Raw genomic sequence first — 21,114 nt, 5'->3', positions numbered from 1 at the left:
GATGCGCGTCCTCGTCGTCACCGCCGTCGCCGCCGAGCGGTCGTCCGTGACGGCCGCCGGCGGTCCGGCGGACCCCGAGGAGGTCGCGCTGCCCGGCGGCGCCGTCCTGCACAGGACGACGGCCGCCGGCGTGACGTACGACGTACTGGCGGCCGGGGTGGGCCCCGCCGCGGCGGCGTCCGGCGCGGCCACGGCGCTCACGGCGGCGGCGCTCGCCGGCGCCCCGTACGACCTGGCGGTCTCGGCGGGCATCGGCGGCGGCTTCGCCCCCGGCGCGCCGCTCGGCGGGCTCGTCGTCGCACGCCGGATAGTCGCGGCCGACCTGGGCGCGGCCACGTCGGAGGGCTTCCTGCCCGTCACCGAGCTGGGCTTCGGCGTCGACGCGCACCCGGTGGACGACGCGCTGGCCGACGCCGTCGGCGCGGCGACGGGCGCCCGGCCCGGGGCCGTTCTGACCGTCTCCACCGTGACCGGCACGGCGGCCCGCGCCGCCGAACTGGCCGCCCGGCACCCGGACGCCCTGGCCGAGGCCATGGAGGGCTTCGGCGTGGCCGAGGCCGCGGCGGCGCACGGTGTACCGGTGCTCGAACTCCGGGCCGTCTCCAACGCGGTCGGCCCGCGCGACCGGGCCGCCTGGCGCATCGGGGACGCGCTCGCCGCGCTGACGGAGGCGTTCCGGGAGGTGGGCCCGGCGTTGAAGTCGGTGGCATTGGCGCCGGGGTTGAAGTCGGAGGCGTCGGCGGCGGTACGGCCGGGGGCCTCCGCCGTCACCTCAGCCGCCACTCCCGCCGTGACTTCCGGCGTCACCTCCGCCGTGGCTGCCGGCGCCACTCCCGCCGTCGCCCCAGAGGACGCCGCCCCAGAGGACATCACCGAGGAAGGCAGCCGAGACTGATGGACCAGCCGACCGTGGACCAGCCGATCCGCATCGCCTACTCCCCCTGCCCCAACGACACGTTCGTCTTCGACGCCTGGGCGCACGGCCGCGTCCCCGGTGCGCCGCCCCTCGACGTGACGTTCGCGGACATCGACGTCACCAACGGCATGGCGGAGCGCGGCGAGCTCGACGTGCTCAAGGTGTCGTACGCGGTGCTGCCGTGGGTGCTGGAGGAGTACGCGCTGCTGCCCTGCGGCGGTGCGCTGGGGCGCGGCTGCGGGCCGCTGGTGCTGACCGCCGGCGGGATCACCGACCCCGCGGAACTGGCCGGCCGGACGGTCGCGGTGCCGAGCGAACGCTCGACCGCCTACCTGCTGTTCCGCCTGTGGGCGGCGGCCGAGGTGCCGGGCGGTGTGGGCGAGATCGTCGTCCTGCCGTTCCACGAGATCATGCCGGCGGTGCGGGACGGCAAGGTGGACGCCGGTCTGGTCATCCACGAGGCCCGGTTCACCTACGCGAACTACGGGCTCACCCGCCTCGCCGACATGGGCGAGCACTGGGAGGCCACCACCGGCCTGCCCATCCCGCTGGGCGCGATCATCGCGAAGCGCTCGCTGGGCGCGGAGACGCTGCGGCGGCTGGCCGAGGCGGCCCGGACGTCCGTGCGGATGGCCTGGGACGACCCGGAGGCGTCGCGTCCGTACGTCATGGAGCACGCCCAGGAGATGGACCCGGCCGTCGCCGACCAGCACATCGGGCTGTACGTCAACGAGTTCACCGCCGGCCTCGGGGAGAGCGGCTACGCGGCGGTCCGCGGCCTGCTGACCCGGGCGGCGGCGGAGGGGCTCGTACCGGCCGTGGGACCGGACGCGCTCAGGTTCGTCTGACGCGCGCCCGGTTCCCGTCCGGTCCGGCCGACGGCTCCCGTCCGGCCGGGCCGACGGCTCCCGGTCGGGCCGGCGGCCGTCCGGTGGCCGTGTTCCGCGACCTCTGCCGGCCGCCCCGTCCGGTCAGACGTCGAGCTGGTCCGCCACCGCCCGCAGCATGTTGGCGATCTTGGAGCCCGACGCCTTGTCGGGGTAACGGCCCCGCTCCAACTGCTGGGTGACGTTCTCCAGGAGGGTGGTCAGGTCCTGGACGATCGAGGCCAGCTCGTCGGGCTTGCGGCGCTGCGCCGCCGCCACGGAGGGGGTCGGGTCCAGGATCGTCACGGAGAGGGCCTGGTCACCGCGCTGCCCGGCGACGACGCCGAACTCCACGCGCTGGCCTGGCTTGAGGGCGTCGACCCCGTCCGGGAGCACCGAGGAGTGCACGAAGACGTCTCCGCCGTCGTCGCGGGAGAGAAAGCCGAAGCCCTTCTCGCTGTTGAACCACTTGACCTTGCCGGTAGGCACGTCTGTCCTCGTCCTCGTACTCGTCGGAAATCGGAAACGGTCGGAATGTATCGGAAACGGTTGGTAAGTGTGGGAAATTATCGAAACATCTGAAAGCAAGCGAAAACGGCGCTGGATAGCACGGCAGCGGGTCGCGAAACCCGCTGAACCGAAGCCAGAACCAAGGCTAATGGTCCCGGGCCCGGTGACAAGACGTCCTCAGGTCGTACCTCTGCGCGTCCGGCGCGCCTCCGGTGGTGTCCGCTCCCGCCCCGCCGTCGGGCGGTCCCTCCGCACCCCTCCTGGCCACAGCCCTGTCGGGCAGCCGCGGGCGCACGCCCGCCACAAGGCAACTACCCTGCTCGGGTGAGCAACGAAACGCCCCCGGCCGGGGATCTGCTGGTGCGCGCTGGCGCGATCGTCTTCCTCGTGGGCGCGGTGGCCACCATGGCCACCGTCGCCCCGCTCTTCCTGGGCGCCGACCCGCTGCCGTCGGCCGCCTACTTCGTCTGCATGCTCATGGGCGTCGGCTTCCTGATCGCCGCGGCCGGCGTCCTGCGCACCGCCGCGGACCAGCGGCGGCGCGCACGGGAGGCGTCGGCGGCGCGCTGACCCGGGCCTGACTCCGGGCTGGGCTCCGGGCCTGACTCCGGGCTCGCGCCGCGCGGGCGGTCAGGCCGAGGCCGCCTCCGCCTCCGCCACCGCCGCCCGGTGGGCGCGGAGCCAGCGGGGGAAGTCCGCGAGCCCGTCGAGGACGACGTCCGCGCCCGCGGCGCTCAGTTCGGCGGCCGGGCAGGGACCGGTGGCGACGGCGACCGACAGGGCGCCCGCGGCGTGGGCGCCCCGGACGTCGCCGGTGTGGTCGCCGACGTAGACGCCGGCGCCGTGCTCGCGCAGGGCGACCGCCTTCTGCTCGGCCCACAGGTCGCCGATCAGCGCGTCCGGCTCCAGGGCCAGGTGGTCGAGGTGGAGCCGGGCGTTCCCGCCGTGCTTGGCGGTGACGACGATGGACCGGCCGCCCAGTTCCCGTACGGCGGCGAGGGCCTCCCGGGCACCCGGCATCGCGAGCGATCCGGTGATCGCGAGCTCCCGGTACAGGGCACGGTAATGGTCGGCCACCCGCGGCACGTCCTCCTCCGGGAACCACTCCCGCAGCTCCTGGAACAGCGGCGGCCCGAGCCGGCTGACCGCCAGCTCCGCGTCGATGAACACACCGGTCTCGGCGGCCAGGGCCTCGTAGGTCGTCCGAATCCCCGGCCGGGAGTCGATCAGGGTCATGTCCAGGTCGAAGCCGACGGTGAAGGGGGCCGCCGGTACGGCGGCGCGGGGCTGCGTGGTCATGCGGCTCATTGTGCGCGTGGGGGACGGACTCCCGCGCGGGCGGGGTGGGGACGGGGTGCGGGGTGAGGACGGGGGCGCGGGGTGGGTGCGGCGGGTGCGGCCCCCGACGGCCCCCGGCTGCCCCCGGCTGCCTCCGGCTGCCCCTGACGGCCCGGCGACCTCCGGGCGGCCCTCGACCAGTGGCCCGACCGGTTGTCCCGCGCGCGCCCGCGTGCACGTCCCCCGGCGCACACCCCTCCTCGGCGCCCCGGCCCCCACCGTAGACTTAGCCTGACCTAACTCGGGCCTTTCGGTCAGAGCGGTCGTGCGCGCCGTCGCGTCCGCGTGGCACCCGCGCACGAGCCCTCGCCGTACGCCCCGAGCCCCGCCCCCTCACCCGCTCAGCTCGCCTCACCCGCCCCGCCCGCCTCGCCCGTTCGACGTCAGCCCCCGTCCGCCCCATCGAGAGAGCCGCCGGAACCCACGCCGTGGAAGCCATACCCGCCCCGCCCGACCCGGTCGGCTCCCCCGCCCTGCCACCACCGCCCGCCCCCAGTACCCGCCCCGGTCCCGTCCCCGTCCGGCGTCGCGTCGGCTGGACGGCCGCCGCCGTCGTGGCGCTGCTGGCGGCGGTGCTGCTGAGCCTGGCCGTGGGCAGCCGGACGATCCCGCCGGACCGCGTCCTCGACGCCCTGCTGCACGGCGGGGACGACACGACGGCCGGCGTCGTCCGCTCGCTGCGGCTGCCGCGGACGCTGATCGGCCTGATGACGGGGGCCGCCCTCGCCATGGCCGGGGTGGTGATGCAGGGCGTCACCCGCAACCCGATCGCCGACCCGGGCATCCTCGGCGTCAGCCAGGGCGCCTCGCTCGGCGTCGTCCTCGCCATCGCCGCCGCCGGGGTGCACACCCTGACGGGACAGGTGTGGTTCGCGTTCGCGGGAGCGGCGGTGGCGTCCGTCGCGGTGTACGCGATCGCCTCGCGCGGCCGCGGCGGCGCGTCGCCCGTCAAGCTGGCGCTCGCCGGGGCGGCGATCAACGCGCTGCTGGTCTCGGTGATCTCCGGCGTGCTGACCACCCGGGCGTCGGCGCTGGAGGAGTTCCGGTTCTGGCAGATCGGCTCGCTGGCCGGCCGGGACCAGGCGATCGTGGGCCAGATGTGGCCGTTCCTGCTGGTGGGGACGGTGCTGGTGCTGTCCGTGGCTCGCGGTCTCGACGCGCTCGCGCTCGGCGAGGACGTGGCGCGCGGCCTCGGCCGCAACGTCGCGGCCGTGCGGATCGCGGCCGGCACCGGCGCCACCGTCCTCACCGGTGTGGGGGTCGCGGCCGCCGGCCCGATCGCGTTCGTCGGCCTGGCCGTGCCGCACATCGCCCGGGCGCTCGTGGGCGGCGACCACCGCCGGCTGCTGCCGATGGCGGCGCTGCTCGGGCCGGTCGTACTGCTGCTCTCCGACGTCGTCGGGCGGGTGATCTACGCGGACAGCGAGGTTCCGGCGGGTGTGATGACGGCCCTCATCGGCCTCCCGTTCCTCGTGGGGCTCGCCCGTCGCAGGAAGGTGGCGGCATGACGGCGCCGTCCCCCGGCCGTACGGAGACCGGCGCGCACCCGTCCCGCCCCTCCCGCCCCACCGGTTACACGGTCGTCCGCGCCCGCGCCGGCCGGGCCTCCTTCCTCCTCCACCGCCGCAGCGCGGCCGTCGCCCTCTGTCTGACGGCGGCGCTGGCCGCCGCCTGCCTGGCGTACCTGTGCGTGGGCGACACCTTCGTCGCGCCGGGCTCGGTCCTGGACGTCCTCCTCGGCCGGCCGTCCCCCGACGAACTGGTCGTCGGCACCTTCCGGCTGCCGCGCATGACCGTCGGCCTGCTGGTGGGCGCCGCGTTCGGCATCGCGGGGGCGCTCATCCAGACCGTGGCCCGCAACCCGCTCGCCAGCCCGGACATCATCGGGGTGTCGCAGGGCGCGGGGGCGCTGACGGTCGGCGCGATGACGTTCGGCGTCACCTCGTACGCGACGCTCCCCTACCTCTCCACGGCCGGCGGGCTGCTCGCCGCCGCCCTCGTCTACCTCTTCGCGTGGCGCGGCGGGCTGCACGCGGGCCGGTTCGTGCTCATCGGCATCGGCTTCGCCATCGCGCTGCGGGCGGTCACGCAGTTGTTCCTGACCAAGGGCGACTACCTGGTCGCCCAGCAGGCGAAGGTGTGGATGACCGGTTCGCTCAACGGCGCCGGCTGGGACGCGGCGGCGCCGGTGGCGTGGACCCTGCTGGTCCTCGCCGTCCCGCTGTGCTGGGCCGCGCGTGCACAGCGCACGGTCGCGCTGGACGACGCCACGGCCACCGCGCTGGGCGTCCGCCTGAACCGGGTGCGGGCGGGGCTCGTCCTGCTCGGCGTCGTCCTGGCCTCCGTGGCGACGGGCGCCGCGGGCCCGGTGGACTTCGTGGCGCTGCTCGCCCCGCAGATCGCCCGCCGTACGACGCGGACGGCACAGATCCCGCTCGTCTGCTCCGCCCTGACCGGCGCCCTGATCGTCGTCCTGGCGGACCTGCTGGCCCGCAAGCTCTTCGAACCCACCCAGCTCCCGGTGGGCGTCCTCACGGCCGCGGTCGGCGCGCCGTACCTGATCCGGCTGATCATCCGCGGCCGCACGGGAGGAAAGTCGGCATGACGCGAGAGCAAACAGCGATTCGGGAGACGTCCGCACGCCTGCGCGCCCGCTCCCTGACCCTCGCCTACGAGCAGCGGACGGTCGTGGACGGCCTCGACCTCGACGTCCCGGACGGCGGGGTGACCGTGATCATCGGCCCCAACGCGTGCGGCAAGTCGACGCTGCTGCGCGCCCTCGGACGGCTGCTGAAGCCGGTGTCCGGCGCCGTCCTCCTCGACGGCGAGGAACTGACCCGCATCCCCACCCGCCGACTGGCCACCCGCCTCGGCCTGTTGCCGCAGACCCCGGTGGCCCCCGAGGCGATCACCGTCGCGGACCTCGTCGCGCGCGGACGGCAGCCGCACCAGCGCTGGTGGCAGCAGTGGTCGGAGGCCGACGAGCGGGCGGTCGCCGAGGCGATGCGGCGTACGGACGTGGCGGCGCTGGCCGACCGCCCGGTCGACGAACTCTCCGGCGGCCAGCGGCAGCGCGTCTGGATCGCCATGGCCCTCGCCCAGGAGACCGACCTGCTCCTCCTCGACGAGCCGACCACCTACCTCGACATCGCCCACCAGGTCGAGGTCCTCGACCTCGTCCGCCGCCTCAACACCGACCGCGGCCGCACGGTCGTCGCCGTCCTCCACGACCTCAACCAGGCCGCCCGCTACGCCGATCACCTGGTCGCCATGAAGGACGGCCGCGTCGTCGCCCAGGGCCGGCCGGGGGACGTGGTGACGGCGGACCTCGTCCGCGACGTCTTCGGCCTGGAGTCGGTGGTCGTCCCGGACCCGGTCACGGGCGGCCCGCTGATCGTCCCGGGCCCCCCGGCACCGGGCCGCACCGGCACCGTCTGAGGCGGGGACCTCAAACCCGTCCGAAGGCCAGCAGGTGCGAGCCGGCGGCCAGCAGTTCCGGATACCCCTCGGCCATCCGGGCCGCCTCAAGCGCCGCCCGGAACATGGCCGACCCGCCGAGCTCCTCGCCCGTATGCCGCTCGACGGCCTTCAACAGCCCCCAGGCCGGCCCCTCGACGCCGTACAGCCGCACGTCCCGGAACCCGGCCCGGCCAAGCTCGTCCGTCAGCTCGTCGGCGGTGTGGAAGTAGGCGGCCGTGAAGCCCTTGCGCCCGGCCTCATGCCGCCCGGTGGCCAGGATGTCCACGACCGCGTCGCGCACGCCTCCGCGATCGAGCCAGGTGGTGGCCGTGTGCTCGAACAGGGAGGCGTAACGGCTGATCGCCGCGGCGGCGAGCAGGCCGCCGGGCTTGAGGACCCGACGGGCTTCGGCCAGGGCCCGCAGCCGGTCCTGTCGTCGCAGGAGGTGGTAGAGGGGCCCCAGCAACAGCACGACATCGCAGGACCCGTCGCCCGCCGCGAGACACCGCGCATCCCCGGCCTCGGCCCGGCACCCGGCTCCGCGCGCGGCCTCGACGTGACGCGGAACAGGGTCGACCAGACACACGTCGTACCCATCACCGGCCAGCCACCGCGCATGCACCCCGGGACCGCCCCCGACATCCAGCACCACCGCGGGCGCGGGCGGAAGATACCGCCGCAGCAACTCCTGAGTACGCACCAGCTCAAGCCGGCCGTCGGCGGACGACGTCAACCGCGTTGCCTCGTCGTACCCGTCGGTGTAGAACGCGATGATTTCGGGGGCGACCACGGGGGGCTGCGTCATGGGGAGCATGCTGTGCGCTGTCCGGTCGCCCTGTCCAGGGGGCCGCGGCGGGTGGCGTTCGCGGCGGTGAAGGCGGCGCGGCCGGCCGGCCGTAGTGAGGGTCACGCGGCGGCCGACGGACGCCCGGATACCCCTCGACCATCCGCGTCGCCTCAACTGCCTGCGGAACACGGACGATTCGGCGGGCCCCTCGCCCGCGTACTGCTCGACAGCCTTCTCCAGCGCCCCGCCCGTCCCGGCCGCGCGAGAGCCCGCGTGTACCACTTCACCCCCGTCGGAGTGGTACACGACGGGTCCCCGTGCGCCGCGTGGCAGCGGCTTGGCCGAAGCTAATCTCCCGACGGGGGTGCGGGATTGGAAAAATGTAGGATCACGCCACGGCAATCCGCGCGCCGGGCCTCCGGAGGGAGCGGGCCCATGGCAGTCCGGACGACGGCGACCGTCGTACAGGAGGCGCATTCAGCCCGCCTGGCCCACGGCATTCCGCATCCGGCGCTGGCCGACCACGTTCTGGGTTACACCGGGCAGGACTTCTCGCTTCCCCGACCGCAGCTGCGACGCGTCACGGCGCCGGCGGCGGTGATGGTCGCCATCGACTTCGAGGCGCCGGTCCGGCATCTCGTCACCGACGCGGCCGTACCGGTCCCGGCAGGGCCCTCCCTGCTTTCCCCGGTGACCGGTCTGTGTGATCGCCCGCTGACCATCCGGCAGTCCGGCCGGGGGTACGGCATGGCGATACTTCTGACGCCGCTGGGCGCCCGGGCGCTGTTCGGCTTTCCCCTGCGGGAACTGGCGCACAGGACCGTGCACCTCGCCGACCTCCTGACCCCCGAGGGCCGTCGGTTCGCCGAACGGCTCGCCGAGGCTCCGGACTGGGCCGCACGCTTCCGGATCAGCGATGAATTCCTGCTCAGGCACATCGGTATGGGGCCGGCCCTGCCGCCCCAGGTCGATCACGCCTGGAGACGGCTTATGGGCGCGAGGACGGCGTCGATCAGCGTCCTGGCCGACGAAGTCGACTGGTCGAGGCAGCACTTGACCGACCGGTTCCACCAAGAGGTCGGGCTGACGCCCAAATCCGTGGCCCGCATAGCCCGGCTGCAGCGCGTCATGGCGCTCATGCGCGGCACCCGCACGCCCTCCTGGGCCGAAGCCGCCGCGACGTGCGGCTACACCGACCAGTCCCACCTCATTCGCGAATTCCATTTGCTCGCCGGCTGTACGCCGGACGGCTTCCGCGCCCTCGCCGACGACTGGTGCGGCGCCTATACCGGCGATCCGCGCGGGTACGCGGTCGGCAGGCCCGGCCTCGCTCCTCCGGGGACGCGGGCCGGCTCGGTGACGGGAGTGGCGGTCCGCTCGTAGGAGACCCGGTGGCGACCGGTGGGAACGGATCCGCCGGAGACACCGGAGCGGTGAGGTATCGGGGGTCCTGGCCCGTGCGCCTCCTGCGTCACCGGCTCACCCCGCCGGCTGCCGTTCATCCTGCCCGCCGGGCCTCCTGGACCCATCCGGGGACGTGCCGCCGGGACTCGCGTCCCGAGACGCGCCACGCTTCGGATCCCCGCAGGCACTCCCCTCCCCCTCCACACCCGTGGCGGCTGCGAGCGCGCCGTCCGGGCCGCCCGCTCCACCCTCCGCCGCGAGTACCGGAGCAACGCCGTGCTCGTCGGTGTCGACGGAGCGGCCGGTGGGGCGGGCAACCATGCGTGAACGTGCGGCGCGCGTCAGCCGGGGATCGCCCCGGCGTCGACGACCTCACCGTTGAGGTCGCACCACGCGGTCGACGTGTGGCCGGAGCGGACGCGGTCGCCGACGCGGACGTAGTCGATCCCATCGGCGCGGTGGCAGACGACGTACGAGCTGAACGACTGCCCGTAGCACGTGATCGACGCGCCATGGCCGTTGTCGCCCCGCAGGTACCGCCAGGTGCCGCAGGTGAGGGCCGCCGGTCCGCCGGCGGCGGAGGGGGCGGTCGCGGCGGGTGCCGCGACAGGCGTCGCGGCGGCCTCCACGACCGACGCGGACGCGGGTGCCGCGAAACCTGCCACCGCTCCGCCCGCGAGGGCCAGTGAAGCGGTGACGACCGCGACACGGGGGCGGATGTTCATGGGTCCTCCCTTGCCTGGATGCCGGGTTGGTCGTTGCGCCGGCCGACGCTAGTCGTCGGCGCGGCGGTCACCCAGTGCGGCACGGGAGTTGGCCGGTACCGGACCCGGACCCGTCGGACAACCGTGCCGTCCGCGCGCCACCGCCGCGCCCCAAGCGGAGAACGGACGGCCGGAAACCCTCACTTCGCGGCAACCGCCCATCACTTCCCGGTCGTTCTGCCGACATGGCGCACCCCACCCGGCCCACTCACCCCGTACGCCCCGCCACCTCGCGGGACGCGCCTCCGTCCGTCCGAACTCACACCCGCGCGTTCGCCGGCCACCCCTCCACCCGGCACATCGTCGCGGCCGACGATCACGAGGCCACTCGGCGCCCGGGCCACGACCACGCGTCGGGTGTCCGGCTGCACTGGCATCGCCGTGTCGCGACAAGAAGAGGGCTGTTCACCAGGAGAGTCTGGCGGCCGTCGGGTGTCCGCGATGTCGCTCCGGAGTTCTCCTTCAGGCGCTGAGGTGCTGGGTGAGGAACAGGGCGGCGCGGTCGAGCGCGTGGCCGGCTTCGTCGAGTTGGCCGACGAAGGACTGGAACACGTGCGGCACCCCGGCCGTGACGTCCAGGATGACGTCGACCTCGGCGTCCCGGGCTCGTTCGGCGAGGCGCACCGAGTCGTCCAACAGGAGTTCGTTCGTGCCGACTTGCAGCAGCAGCGGCGGGAAGCCGGTGAGGTCGGCCAGGACGGCCGGCGCGAGCAGTTCCTGATGCGGGTCCTGCCCGCCGAGGTACCAGTCGCCGGTGTGGGCCATGCCCTCGCGGGTGAAGAAGGGGTCGACACCGGCTTTGGTGTCCATGCTGGCACCCGTACGGGTGTGGTCGAGGCCGGGGGAGAACGCGACGATGGCACCGGGTACGGGCAACCCGGCCTTCCTGACCGCGAGCGTGGTCGTCACCGCCAGGCCCCCGCCGGCCGAGTCACCGGCGAACGCGACGGACTCCGGGGCGGCCCCGTCGTCGAGCAGCGCCCGGTACGCGTCGAGGCAGTCCTCGATCGCGGCGGGGAACGGGTGTTCCGGCGCGAGCCGGTAGTCGAGCGACAGCGCACGGAACCCGGTACGGGTCACCAGGCCGGCGGTCAGCCCCATCGCCGTCCGCGGTGATCCCAGGGAGAAGGAGCCGCCGTGGAAGTAGAGGATGGTGCCAGGACGCGCCGCGCCCTCCGGTTCGACCAGCACCGCGGGCCGCTCTCCGAGCACGCTCTCGGTCGTGCGTACCTCCGGGACCGGGAACAGTGCCATCAGTGCCGCGAAGTCGCCGCGCATCCGCTCGACAGGCAGTGGCCGGAAGCCCTGCGAGCCCCGCCGCAGCATGGCGTCGACCGTCGCGCGCTGTGCCTTGCTCATAGCTGTACCCCTTCAGAGGCGCGTCGCTAAACTATATGCCGTGGAAGGTAATACATATGCCGCGGCATCTAAAGAGCCCTGGGCGACGACCGCGACTTTCTTCAGCGATCTGGTGCGGTGCGAGACCCGCCTGTACAACGCACTCAACGATCGGCTGCGCAGCAGCCACGGGATCGCGGCCTCGCAGTTCGAGTTCCTCCGCTATCTACGCGATCACCCGGGCGCCCGCGTCGGTGACCTCGCGGGGTTCTTCGCCATCGGCGTCGGAGCGACCAGCAAGGGGATGGACCGCCTCGAAGAGCGTGGCTGGGTCCGACGCGTCCCCAATCCCGCAGACCGCCGCTCCTCGCTGCTCGAACTCACCGACGCCGGCATCGAGCTCGTCAACGACGCGGAGGGCGCGTTCGCGGCCATCAGCGAACTCATCCAAGCAGCCATCGAGCCCGAAGAGTTGCAGACCATGGCACAGGCGTTGCGGCGACTCCGCACCGCGCTCGAACACGACAGGGTCGGCATGCCCGTCGGCTAGAAGGTGACGGAGGGGGGCGTACGGCGAGGGGGGCGTCGCCGTCGTGGTATGGACCACGCCGGAGCGCGGCCCCGGACCCGCTTTCGCCGAAGTCCCGACGCAGGACGGGCACGGCGGGGCAGGCGGGCGGCGTCCGGTGGGCGTCGGCGGCGGGTGTCGGTCGCGGACGGCGGCGGGTGTGGGCGGCGGCTGCGGACGGCGGGTGTGGGCGGCGGCTGCTCAAGCGTCCGGAGACGTCTCCGCCGCTGGTGGGATCATCGCCAAACCGTGGGAGCGCCGGCGCACTGCCTCGCCGTAGTGCCCCTCGCCCCGGCCCCGGCGGCCTCGGCGGCCCGCCGTCGGCGGTAGTAGTGCACGGTGAGGATTCCGAGCAACGGCCCCCAGGCGGCCAGCGGCCAGTACGCGCCGTAGAAGACGGCTGCCCGCCAGCCGTGCATGCCGAAGCCCGCGTCGCCGGACCCGTCGACCTTCTGGCCAAGGCTGATCAACGTCAGCGAGTACGGCCAGAGCAGGGTGTTCACCGTCGCGCCCAGGCCGGCGGGGACGACCGCCGCGAGGATCGGGACCCGGCGGCCGCCCAGTCGCGGAATCCACCGGGGCCACCGTTCGCCCCACTCGCTGACCAGACCGACCGCCAGGAACGCCAGGGCCTCACTGGTCACGCTCAGCGCGATGACGTACCACCACTCGCCGCCGAACCACGCCGGCGGCGGGCCGGCGTCCACCGGGACCTCCATGAGCGGCACACGGAAGTCGACGCTCAGGATCCGCCAGAGCCCGGCGGGCAGCACCGTCAGCGAGGTCGCGTACGCGGCCCACACGGCCCAGCGGGGGACGCCCGCCGCCGGCCGGCCGTGCAGTCTTGCCATGCGGGGGCGAGCAGTCATGGGGGTCCTCCTGGTCCGGCCGTACCGCTGATCCGGTGGGCGACGCCTGGTCGCTACAAAGATCGCGGTGGGCGCGGGGGCGGCACGTCCGCCCTGAGAACGGGACGGCTCAGCCTCGCGGGGGAAAGCGGCGGGCTCCGGGGAGCATGACGGGAACGGCCGGTGGGCTCCTCGGCTTTGGTGCGGGTCTTGACCTCCGCCTGGGCAAGTACGCCCTCACCCGGGCGCGGGCAAGTACGCCCTCACCCGGGCGCGTCCGCGCTTCGGCCCGGCTCGGGGTGACGGCGCCGCGCCCCTCAGCGGGAGCGTCGCGCGGGACCGGAACGCCTCCCCCGGCTCATCGCCCGGCAGGCCGCCCCCGCCGTCTCCGCGCGGCGGAAGCGCGACGCCGACCGTACGCCCGCGCGTACCTCTGGTAGTACGTATCCGCGGCAGTAGTACGTGTCCACGGCACCGTCGAGGCGACCGGCGTCACCCCGGGCGACGCGCCCGCCAGAGGACGAACAACGCCGAGCCGACGGCGGCCACCCGTACGACGACCGGGAAGGCGTCGGCCAGGGCGGCGCCCAGTTCGCCCTGGGCTATCGGGTCGCCCCAGCGGTGTTCGAGGCGGCCCCAGAGCCAGACCAGGGCGGCGCCCGCCGCCAGGCCGGGGACGCCCATCACGGCCCACTTGGACTCGGCCCGGGTGAGCCTGCGCGTGATGTAGGCGAGGGCCCAGCCGGCGGCCATGACGAGCAACTGCCCGAGCACCGCACCGGCGACGAGCAGGATCGCCACGAGGGCGAGCATCGGGCTGACGGGGATGGTGCCCGCGGGGCCGCCCGCCGCCCCGGCGCCCTCTCCGCCCACCACACCACCGACCCCGCCCGCACCACCCGCGCGGCGGAACGGGAAACGGCGGCGGGGGCCCGCGACGCCTGTCCCCGGTGCCACTCCTGTCCCCGTCCCCACCCCGGCCGGTGTCTGCGCGCCGACGCCGGCCGACGGCAGGCGGGGGTCGCCTGAGCGCTCACCGGCCGCCGCCTCCGCCTGCCACCGGGCGAGTTCCTCCGGTCCGGGCGGAAGTTTGAGTATGTCGGGGATCTCTATCCCGCCCGTGAAACCGTGCGTCGTCCCCGTCCCACCGGCCGCGTCGAAGGGGGTCCGCTCCACGCGCCACCACTCGTCCGCCGCCCCGGCGGGAGCGGACGGGCCGCGCAGTTCCTCCTCCGTGGCCAGGTGCGGGGGCGCGCCTGCGTCGGGGAAGCGCACGGCGCCCGTGCCGGTCTCCGCGCCCGCGCCGGGCTCCGCGCGCTGCGCGGGGACGCGGCCCGCGCGCCCTGTTCCCGCCCTCGCTCCTGACCCGGCCGCGTCCATGCCGGCCGCGCCGGCCGTGCCCGCCGCCCCGTCCGCGCCGGACACCGCCTCGTCCGGCGTGCCCAGCCCGTCGAGGATGCGGCGCACGGCGGCCGGTGTATCGGCGCCCTCGACCGCCCGCCGCCGTTCGATCTCCGTACGCAGCCGGGTGACCAGGCGCATCCGGTCCCCGGACGTGAGGGACCGCCGCTGGGCTATGTCGCCCACCTTGCTGAGGTAGTCGTAGACGAGCTGATCGCTCTCGATCCCCACCACGTCCCCCAAGCTGCCCGGTGACCTCCGACGCCTCGCCGCCGCCCGAACCCGACGGTACCCGCTCCTCCCGACGGCTGTCCGCGAGAACGGCCGGGGGCGCCCGGGCGGGCGAACGGGGTCCGTGCGGCGCGGCCGCACCGCACGGGCGTACGGGCACGCGGCGCCGCCGCCCGTTGCCGCGAGGATCAGTGGCGGCCGACCGCCACCGGTCGGCGACCGGCTGCCCGCGTCCCGCCGGAACGCACGCCGAAACCATCCTCGGGCACGCGCGAGGTCACGGCCGGGGCGGGCGCGGAACGGGTGCGCCCGCGGGCGCTTCCGCGAGCCCGGGGGCCCGCGTCTCACGTGCTCCGCGACGGGCAGCCTCTCCACGGCGTTCCGAACGTTCCGTTCTGACCAAGGCACGTACAAGGCACGTACAAGGCGCATGCACAAGGCACGTATACGGCACGCACAAGCACGCAAGGCAGCGCAAGGCACCTACGAGTCCGGGAGGCGACGTGAAGCGCTGGCGACGGTGGGTCCTGGTCATTTCGTCCACGGCGGGGCTGGTGACGGCCGGCGTGACCGCGGCCGGGCCGGCACAGGCCCAGGACGTCGGCAGCGCTGTCGGCTCCGCTGCCCAAGGCGCGGGGGCGGGGGTCGGCCTGGTGCTCTCAGGTGTGGGTGGCGCGGTGGGTCAGGGGGTGGGTCAGGCGGCCGGTGGCGCGGGTTCGCTGACCGGCTTGGTGCTCTCCGATCGGCGGTTGAAGAGTGACATCGTTCCCGTGGCGTGGGGGTGAAGGGAGCATCCGGACGCGCATCCGGACGGGGTCGCGGACCGGGCAAGGGGTGGCTCGCGCGAGTGCGCGCCCGGCTGCGGAGCGCGCACCGCCGCAGTGCCGGCCATCGCAGTGCCGACCACCACAGCGCCCGCCATCGCAGCGCGCACCGTCCGGGCGCGGACCATCGCGGCGACGCCGCCGGCCTCGCCTCCACTGCCGGCTCCGAAACGGTCGATGGTGTTGAGGTGGCCGAGACGGTCGGAACGGTCGGGACGGTCGGCGAGACCTCCGCAGCCGTGGTGAATGGATTCGCCGTCCTGGAGAAGGTCTTGGCGCTGCCCGTCTCGACCTGGCGCTACAACTGGGAGGAGCCGCACGTCCGTCACCTCGGCCCCATGGCCCAGGACTGGTGGGCCGCCTTCGGGCTGGGCGGCAGTGACACCGCCATCACCTGCGCCGACGCCAACGGCGTGGCCCTCGTGTCCATCCAGGCGCTGCACCGCCGGCTCACCGAACTCCAGCGTCAGGTCGACAGCCTCACCCGTCGCTTGGAGGAGACCGACCCATCGGAGGGGATCGACCCGTCAGAGGGGACCGACGTGCCTCAAGGGGCCGGTCCGCCCGAAGCCACCGGCCCGCCTGAAAGGACCACCCCGCCCGCTCCCTGACGGCGGCAGGCGACGACGACTGTCCCGGGCGCCCCGGGGCGAAGCCACGGGCGCACGGCGGCGGTCACCATGCCGCAAAGACAAAAGACGCCCGTCCGCCCCGTCGAAGCGAGGGCCATGGCTGGGGGTACCGGCGAGAGCAGCCGCGGCGGGCCGGCGACGTCGCAGTCCGCGTCGCAGTCCGCGCGAATCGAAGCTTCACGATGCGGGGGGGACCCCGCGGACTGCCTGAAAAGTCTCCTCGCGGACCCGGCAGTGCAGGCCGCAGCGGGGAACAGGTGGGTTACAGGTGGGTTATCGCGTTGCACGGACACCGGAGCGGCCTTTACGCTTTTCGGGTTCCGCTTGTGCCCGTTCCGGGGCCCGGCGCTGTGTTTCGAGGTGACGACTTATCTCCCAGGCCAAGTAGCCGTCCGCAGTTCCCCCACGTGCTGATCTTTCAGACGTGTCCGGGGGCGGACGTCGCGCTGGCCTGAGTTGCGTCACCCACCCCCGCGTTTTCCCTGTCATTTTCCGGGTGCAGCTCTGCCGTCTGCCCCGGGTTTCGTGTTTTCCGGCCCCGGTGCGGCTGATGGCAGGGCTCCCCGACTCCGTGCATCAGGAGCCCCCACAGTGCCTTCCCCCGCACTCGACAACGAGCCGCAGCACACCACCGAACCCCCACACCACCACCCCACACCCGGCCTGTCGAAGACGGGCCTGACCGCCTGGATCGCCCTCCTGGTGCTGCTGGGCGCCGAGCTGATGGACATGATCGACCAGTCGGTCGTCCTGACCGCCCTGCCCGCGATCCAGGAGTCGACCGGCGCCGGACCGGACGCCGTCCAGTGGCTGACCACCGGCTACTCCCTGCCCGTCGCCGTCGGGCTGATCACTGGCGGACGCCTCGGCGACCTCTACGGCCGGCGAAAAATCCTCCTCATCGGCACCGTCGTGTTCACCACCGCCTCGCTGCTGTGCGGCCTGGCCGCCGGGCCCGGCGTGCTGATCGGCGCCCGCGCCCTGCAAGGCGTGGGCGTGGCCGTGATGATCCCGCAGATCCTGGCCACCCTCCACGTCACCTTCGACGGCCAGAACCGCGGCAAGGTGTTCGGTCTGTACGGGGCCGTCATGTCGCTCGCCAACGTCCTGGGCCCCGTGATGGGCGGCCTCCTTACCGAGGCCGACCTGTTCGGACTGTCCTGGCGGCCGATCTTCCTGGTCAACCTCCCCGTCGGCCTCGCCGTCCTCCTCCTGGGACGCCGCTTCATCCCCGAATCGACCGCTGGGAAGGCCACCCGGCTGGACCTGACCGGCATGCTGCTGTCGGCCCTGGCCATCGTCCTGATCGTCTTCCCCCTCACCGAGGGGCACCTCCACCACTGGCCACTGTGGTGCCACGCCATGCTCGCCGCCGGTCTCCTCACCCTCGGCGTCTTCCTGCGCCACCAGCAGCGCAAGCAGGGCAGCGCCCCGCTCGTGCCCCTGTCGCTGTTCCGGAACAGGCAGTTCTCCGGCGGCATGGCCGCGCAGCTGACGCACGGCCTGCTGTGCGGGCTGTTCTTCATGACCTGGACCCTCTACCTCCAGCACGGACTGGGCATGAGCCCCTTCCACGCGGCCCTGGCCTTCGTGCTGCTCTCCCTCGGAGAGCTGGCCGGCGCGACGATCGCCGCGAAGAGCGGCGGGCGCTTCGCCCGCCGGCTGCCGCAGGCCGGCGTCCTCATCACGCTCGCCGCGATGGCTGCCTACGGACTCCAGATCGACGCACGTCAGGGGGGTCTGACGCTGCCGGCGATGACCGCTGCGGTGGTGCTGATCGGGTTCGGCCTCGGCATGGTCAGCGGCCCGCTCGCCGACATGTCGCTGGCCGGGGTGCCGCACGAGGACGCCGGGTCCGCCTCGGGCCTGTTCAACACCGTCATGCACCTGGGCATCGCCCTGGGCACCGCACTGACCGCCCTGGTGTTCTTCACCACCACCGGCGACTCGCCCGACGCCGCACTCCACCGCGACGCCTTCACCACCGTCCTGTGGTGGGCCAGCGGCCTCCTCACCCTGATGTGGGCCCTGATGTTCTTCCTGCCCAAGCCCAAGCCCAAGCGCAAGCGCAAGCACACGAACAACCGGGCCCGGTAAGCCGGTTCCCCAGGCGGCGGCACCTCCCCGTGCCGCCGCCTCGCCCCGTACACGTCACACACGGCAACGAGGGCTGACATCCCACCTTCGGGATCGACAACGAGATTCTGTGAACCCCCACGGGCACTCGGGAGGAAGAGAGGAAGAGCGACCGAGCCGCCCACCGAAAACGACCGGCAGGACTTCACCGCCTCCGCGCACGCCCTGAAGACTCGCCCCGCCGCCCCGCCCCCGCCGGTTACCCCACCCAGCGCGGCGCGGCCTTCGACCGCACCACCGGACAGCGGCCCCCGCCCCCGCCTCCCTCCACCCGGTACCGTTAACAGAATGACCACTTCTCGGGAGACCGGCAGCGGCGGCGGCAGGGCCGGCGGAGGGCCGCGTACCCTCGCCGAGGAGCTGCGGGAGCGGCCCGACGAGGCGCTGGCGGAGCTGTTGCGGGCGCGGCCCGACCTGGTGAACCCGGTGCCCGGGGACCTCACCCAGCTGGCCACCCGGGCGGCCACGCGGGCGTCCGTGGCGCGGGCGCTGGACCGCCTGGACCGGTTCGTGATCCAGGTCGCGGAGGCGCTGGCCGTGGCGCCGGACCCGTGCCCGTACGAGCGGCTGGCCAGGCTGATGACGGGCGACGAACCGGCGGATCCGCGTATCGCGGCCGAGCTGCCGCGCGCCGTCGCGGAGCTGCGCCGGCAGGCGCTGGTGTGGGGCGGCGACGACCGGCTGCGCCTGGTCCGTACGGCCCGCGAGCTGTTGGCGCCCACCGCGAGCCGGCCTTCCGCCACCGGGCTGGGCCCGACCGTCGCCGAGGCCACGGCCGGGATGTCACCCGGACGGCTGCAAAAGATCATCGAGGCGGCCGGACTGCCCACCACCCACGATCCGGTGACGGCGGTCGCCGCGCTGACGGAGTTGTTCGAGGACCGTGCCCGGATGGCGGCGCTGCTGGCGCAGGCGCCCGAGGGTGCGCGGGCCGTACTCGAACGCCTCGTCTGGGGGCCGCCGTACGGCACGGTGACCGCCGAACCGGCCCCTCACCTGCGCTGGCTGCTGGACCGGGGGCTGCTGCTGCCGACCGGGCCCGGCGGTGTCGTCCTGCCCCGGGAGGCGGCGCTGCACCTGCGCGGCGGGCGTGCGCACCGCGCGCCCGAGCCGGAGGCGCCCGCGCCGGCGCCCGTCACCGCGTACGCGCCGGAGACGGTGGACGCGACGGCCGCCGGGCAGGCGTTCGCGGCGCTGGCCGCCGTCGAGGAGCTGCTGTCGGACTGGGAGACGGCCGGTCCGCTGGTGCTGCGCGCGGGCGGGTTGAGCGTCCGCGACCTCAAGCGGGCCTCGACCGTCCTCGACGTGCCCGGACCCGTCGCCGCGTTCTGGGCCGAACTCGCCTACGCGGCGGGCCTGTTGGCGTCGGACGGGGACGTGGACGAGCGGTACGTGCCCACCCCGGCGTACGACGAGTGGCTGGACCTCCCGGCCGCCGAGCGCTGGGCGTGGCTGGCCGGCGCCTGGCTCGCCACCACCCGTACCCCCGGCCTCGCGGGCACCAGGGACGCCAAGGGCCGCACGCTGTCCGCACTCGGGCCGGACCTCGACCGGTCGCCGGCGCCCGAGGTCCGGCGGCGCGTCCTCACGCTGCTCGCCGGCCTTCCGGCCGGGGCGGCCGTCCCCGCCGACGCGCTGCTCGCGCGCCTGGCGTGGGAGCGGCCGCCGCGCTACCCCGGGGCGGGAGCAGCGGGCTCGGCCGGCTCACCGGGCCCGGCGGGCTCACCGGGCCTGGCAGGCTCGGCCGCGTCGGCGGCCTCAGCGGGCTCGGTGGCCGCAGCGGCCTCAGCGGGCTCAGCCATGTCGGCAGGCCGGGCCGACTCGGCCGGGTCAGCGCACGCGGAGCACTCGGCGCACGCGGCAAGCCCCGCCGGATCGGCCGGCCCCACCCGAACGGCAAGCCCCGCCGGACCGGCGAGCGCGACCGGTCAGCCCGGCCCGGTCGGCGAGGACCTCCGCTCCCGCCTCGCCCGCTGGGCGCTCGCGGAGGCCGAACTCCTCGGCGTCACCGGTCGCGGCGCCCTCTCGGCCCCCGGCCGCACCTTGCTGACACACACGACCCAAACGGCCCAAGCAGCCCACACGTCCCCCGAGCGCCCGGCGGAGACCACGCCCGGCCGCACCCCCAGGGCGGAGGCCGCTGCCGCCGCCACCCTCGCGCCGCTGCTGCCCGAGCCGCTGGACCACGTCCTCGTCCAGGCCGACCTCACCGCCGTCGCGCCCGGCCCGCTGCACCGCCCGCTCGCCCGGCGGCTCGCCGTGCTCGCGGACATCGAGTCCAAGGGCGGCGCCACGGTGTACCGCTTCACGCCGGACTCGGTGCGGCGGGCGCTGGACGCCGGGCAGTCGGCGTCCGACCTCCTCGCCTTCCTCACCGAGCACTCCCGTACGCCCCTGCCCCAGCCGCTCACCTACCTCGTCGAGGACGTGGCCCGCCGCCACGGCCGGCTGCGCGTCGGCGCGGCCTCGTCCTACCTGCGCTGCGACGACGAGGCGACGCTCGCCGAGATCCTCGCCGACCGCCGCTCGGCCGCCCTGCGGCTGCGCCGCCTCGCGCCGACCGTGCTCGCGTCCCAGGCCGCGCCGGACGCGCTGCTGGAGGGGCTGCGGGCGATGGGCTACGCGCCGGCGGCGGAGTCGGCGGAGGGCGACGTCCTGGTCACGCGCGCCGACGCGCACCGCACTCCGCCGCGTACGCCCCCCGCGCCCGTCCCCGACGGCCCGCCCGCGCCCGACGACACGCTGCTCGCCGCCGCCGTCCGCGCCGTCCGGGCCGGCGACCGCGCCGCGACGGCCGAACGCAGGCCGTCCCCCGCCGCCCCGGCCCCCGCGGGCGCGGCCGCCCTGCCCCGCACCACCTCCGCCGAGACGCTGGCCACCATGCAAGCGGCCGTCCTGACCGGCGCCGCCGTGTGGATGGGCTACGTCAACGCGGAGGGCGCGGCGAGCCAGCGCGTGATCGCGCCCGTCCGGGTGGAGGGCGGCTACGTCACGGCGTACGACCACACGACGGACGAGGTGCGGACGTTCGCGCTGCACCGGGTCACGGGGGTGGCGGAGCTGGCGGAGGAACACGTGTCGTAAGCGCGCCC

18 protein-coding genes are annotated in these 21,114 nt (G+C 74.6%); 11 read left to right on the top strand and 7 right to left on the bottom strand.

What is annotated here, in order from left to right:
- Position 1: 1 nt before the first annotated feature.
- Positions 2-895 (top strand): futalosine hydrolase, encoded by an 894-nt coding sequence (locus ACQEVS_RS19925; RefSeq protein WP_433022211.1) that lies wholly within the window; start codon positions 2-4, stop codon positions 893-895.
- A complete protein-coding gene (locus ACQEVS_RS19920) occupies positions 895-1,764 on the top strand; it encodes a 1,4-dihydroxy-6-naphthoate synthase (RefSeq protein WP_433022209.1) in 870 nt (289 codons plus the stop codon). Before ACQEVS_RS19925 ends, ACQEVS_RS19920 begins: the two co-directional genes overlap by 1 nt.
- A 123-nt stretch (positions 1,765-1,887) precedes the next feature.
- Here the strand turns inward: ACQEVS_RS19920 and ACQEVS_RS19915 are convergent, their stop codons facing one another.
- Positions 1,888-2,271 (bottom strand): cold-shock protein, encoded by a 384-nt coding sequence (locus ACQEVS_RS19915; protein WP_433022207.1) that lies wholly within the window; start codon positions 2,269-2,271, stop codon positions 1,888-1,890.
- A 345-nt stretch (positions 2,272-2,616) separates the two neighbouring features.
- Here ACQEVS_RS19915 and ACQEVS_RS19910 point away from each other — a divergent pair, with 345 nt between their 5' ends.
- On the top strand, positions 2,617-2,862 hold the full coding sequence (locus tag ACQEVS_RS19910) for a hypothetical protein (RefSeq protein WP_433022205.1): 246 nt from the start codon (positions 2,617-2,619) through the stop codon (positions 2,860-2,862).
- Between the two features lie 60 nt (positions 2,863-2,922).
- Here the strand turns inward: ACQEVS_RS19910 and ACQEVS_RS19905 are convergent, their stop codons facing one another.
- On the bottom strand, positions 2,923-3,591 hold the full coding sequence (locus ACQEVS_RS19905; protein ID WP_433022203.1) for an HAD family hydrolase: 669 nt from the start codon (positions 3,589-3,591) through the stop codon (positions 2,923-2,925).
- A 512-nt stretch (positions 3,592-4,103) separates the two neighbouring features.
- On the opposite strand from ACQEVS_RS19905, the gene ACQEVS_RS19900 reads away from it, so the two are divergent.
- Genes ACQEVS_RS19900 through ACQEVS_RS19890 form a run of 3 tightly spaced genes read left to right on the top strand, consistent with a single transcriptional unit; the run spans position 4,104 to position 7,068 of the window.
- Positions 4,104-5,138 carry a FecCD family ABC transporter permease gene (locus tag ACQEVS_RS19900; RefSeq protein ID WP_433027720.1) on the top strand — a complete coding sequence of 345 codons (1,035 nt, stop codon included), beginning with the start codon at positions 4,104-4,106 and terminating at the stop codon, positions 5,136-5,138.
- Complete coding sequence (locus tag ACQEVS_RS19895) at positions 5,135-6,235, top strand: FecCD family ABC transporter permease (RefSeq protein ID WP_433022201.1); 1,101 nt, start codon at positions 5,135-5,137, stop codon at positions 6,233-6,235. Before ACQEVS_RS19900 ends, ACQEVS_RS19895 begins: the two co-directional genes overlap by 4 nt.
- A complete protein-coding gene (locus ACQEVS_RS19890) occupies positions 6,232-7,068 on the top strand; it encodes an ABC transporter ATP-binding protein (protein ID WP_433022199.1) in 837 nt (278 codons plus the stop codon). The genes ACQEVS_RS19895 and ACQEVS_RS19890 overlap by 4 nt, the downstream gene beginning before the upstream one ends.
- A gap of 10 nt (positions 7,069-7,078) precedes the next feature.
- Here ACQEVS_RS19890 and ACQEVS_RS19885 read toward each other — a convergent pair whose 3' ends face one another.
- A complete protein-coding gene (locus tag ACQEVS_RS19885; RefSeq protein ID WP_433022197.1) occupies positions 7,079-7,894 on the bottom strand; it encodes a class I SAM-dependent methyltransferase in 816 nt (271 codons plus the stop codon).
- 417 nt (positions 7,895-8,311) lie between these two features.
- Here ACQEVS_RS19885 and ACQEVS_RS19880 point away from each other — a divergent pair, with 417 nt between their 5' ends.
- Positions 8,312-9,259: a helix-turn-helix domain-containing protein gene (locus tag ACQEVS_RS19880; RefSeq protein WP_433022195.1), complete on the top strand. Its 948-nt coding sequence runs from the start codon at positions 8,312-8,314 to the stop codon at positions 9,257-9,259.
- A 362-nt stretch (positions 9,260-9,621) separates the two neighbouring features.
- Here the strand turns inward: ACQEVS_RS19880 and ACQEVS_RS19875 are convergent, their stop codons facing one another.
- Together ACQEVS_RS19875 and ACQEVS_RS19870 are read right to left on the bottom strand one after the other, a co-directional pair.
- A complete protein-coding gene (locus tag ACQEVS_RS19875) occupies positions 9,622-10,005 on the bottom strand; it encodes a hypothetical protein (protein WP_433022193.1) in 384 nt (127 codons plus the stop codon).
- A gap of 501 nt (positions 10,006-10,506) precedes the next feature.
- The gene (locus ACQEVS_RS19870) at positions 10,507-11,403 is read right to left on the bottom strand and encodes an alpha/beta hydrolase (RefSeq protein ID WP_433022191.1); all 897 of its coding nucleotides are present in this window, start codon (positions 11,401-11,403) and stop codon (positions 10,507-10,509) included.
- 40 nt (positions 11,404-11,443) lie between these two features.
- On the opposite strand from ACQEVS_RS19870, the gene ACQEVS_RS19865 reads away from it, so the two are divergent.
- A complete protein-coding gene (locus ACQEVS_RS19865; protein WP_433022189.1) occupies positions 11,444-11,932 on the top strand; it encodes a MarR family winged helix-turn-helix transcriptional regulator in 489 nt (162 codons plus the stop codon).
- A gap of 254 nt (positions 11,933-12,186) precedes the next feature.
- Here the strand turns inward: ACQEVS_RS19865 and ACQEVS_RS19860 are convergent, their stop codons facing one another.
- Entirely contained in the window at positions 12,187-12,819 is a 633-nt protein-coding gene (locus tag ACQEVS_RS19860; protein ID WP_433022187.1) for a hypothetical protein, read from the bottom strand.
- Between the two features lie 471 nt (positions 12,820-13,290).
- Positions 13,291-14,433, bottom strand: a complete 1,143-nt coding sequence (locus ACQEVS_RS19855) for a hypothetical protein (RefSeq protein WP_433022185.1) — start codon at positions 14,431-14,433, stop codon at positions 13,291-13,293.
- A 1,009-nt stretch (positions 14,434-15,442) separates the two neighbouring features.
- Between ACQEVS_RS19855 and ACQEVS_RS19850 the strand changes: the two genes are divergently transcribed.
- The 3 genes from ACQEVS_RS19850 (at position 15,443) to ACQEVS_RS19840 (ending at position 21,106) form a co-directional block, all read left to right on the top strand.
- Positions 15,443-15,865 carry a tail fiber domain-containing protein gene (locus ACQEVS_RS19850; protein ID WP_433022183.1) on the top strand — a complete coding sequence of 141 codons (423 nt, stop codon included), beginning with the start codon at positions 15,443-15,445 and terminating at the stop codon, positions 15,863-15,865.
- A gap of 612 nt (positions 15,866-16,477) precedes the next feature.
- A complete protein-coding gene (locus ACQEVS_RS19845) occupies positions 16,478-17,983 on the top strand; it encodes an MFS transporter (RefSeq protein WP_433022181.1) in 1,506 nt (501 codons plus the stop codon).
- A 327-nt stretch (positions 17,984-18,310) separates the two neighbouring features.
- Positions 18,311-21,106: a helicase C-terminal domain-containing protein gene (locus ACQEVS_RS19840; protein ID WP_433022179.1), complete on the top strand. Its 2,796-nt coding sequence runs from the start codon at positions 18,311-18,313 to the stop codon at positions 21,104-21,106.
- Positions 21,107-21,114: the final 8 nt, after the last annotated feature.

The organism is Streptomyces sp. CA-181903 (genome assembly GCF_050937075.1).
GTDB lineage: Bacteria > Actinomycetota > Actinomycetes > Streptomycetales > Streptomycetaceae > Streptomyces.
This window is presented reverse-complemented; position numbering and strand designations above follow the sequence as displayed.

Bases quoted from the DNA above. Each gene is read 5' to 3' on its own strand.
- ACQEVS_RS19925 (WP_433022211.1), top strand. From the start codon at position 2: ATGCGCGTCCTCGTCGTCACCGCCGTCGCCGCCGAGCGGTCGTCCGTG.
- ACQEVS_RS19920 (WP_433022209.1), top strand. From the start codon at position 895: ATGGACCAGCCGACCGTGGACCAGCCGATCCGCATCGCCTACTCCCCC.
- ACQEVS_RS19905 (WP_433022203.1), bottom strand. From the start codon at position 3,591: ATGACCACGCAGCCCCGCGCCGCCGTACCGGCGGCCCCCTTCACCGTC.
- ACQEVS_RS19895 (WP_433022201.1), top strand. From the start codon at position 5,135: ATGACGGCGCCGTCCCCCGGCCGTACGGAGACCGGCGCGCACCCGTCC.
- ACQEVS_RS19890 (WP_433022199.1), top strand. From the start codon at position 6,232: ATGACGCGAGAGCAAACAGCGATTCGGGAGACGTCCGCACGCCTGCGC.
- ACQEVS_RS19885 (WP_433022197.1), bottom strand. From the start codon at position 7,894: ATGACGCAGCCCCCCGTGGTCGCCCCCGAAATCATCGCGTTCTACACC.
- ACQEVS_RS19880 (WP_433022195.1), top strand. From the start codon at position 8,312: ATGGCAGTCCGGACGACGGCGACCGTCGTACAGGAGGCGCATTCAGCC.
- ACQEVS_RS19875 (WP_433022193.1), bottom strand. From the start codon at position 10,005: ATGAACATCCGCCCCCGTGTCGCGGTCGTCACCGCTTCACTGGCCCTC.
- ACQEVS_RS19870 (WP_433022191.1), bottom strand. From the start codon at position 11,403: ATGAGCAAGGCACAGCGCGCGACGGTCGACGCCATGCTGCGGCGGGGC.
- ACQEVS_RS19860 (WP_433022187.1), bottom strand. From the start codon at position 12,819: ATGACTGCTCGCCCCCGCATGGCAAGACTGCACGGCCGGCCGGCGGCG.
- ACQEVS_RS19840 (WP_433022179.1), top strand. From the start codon at position 18,311: ATGACCACTTCTCGGGAGACCGGCAGCGGCGGCGGCAGGGCCGGCGGA.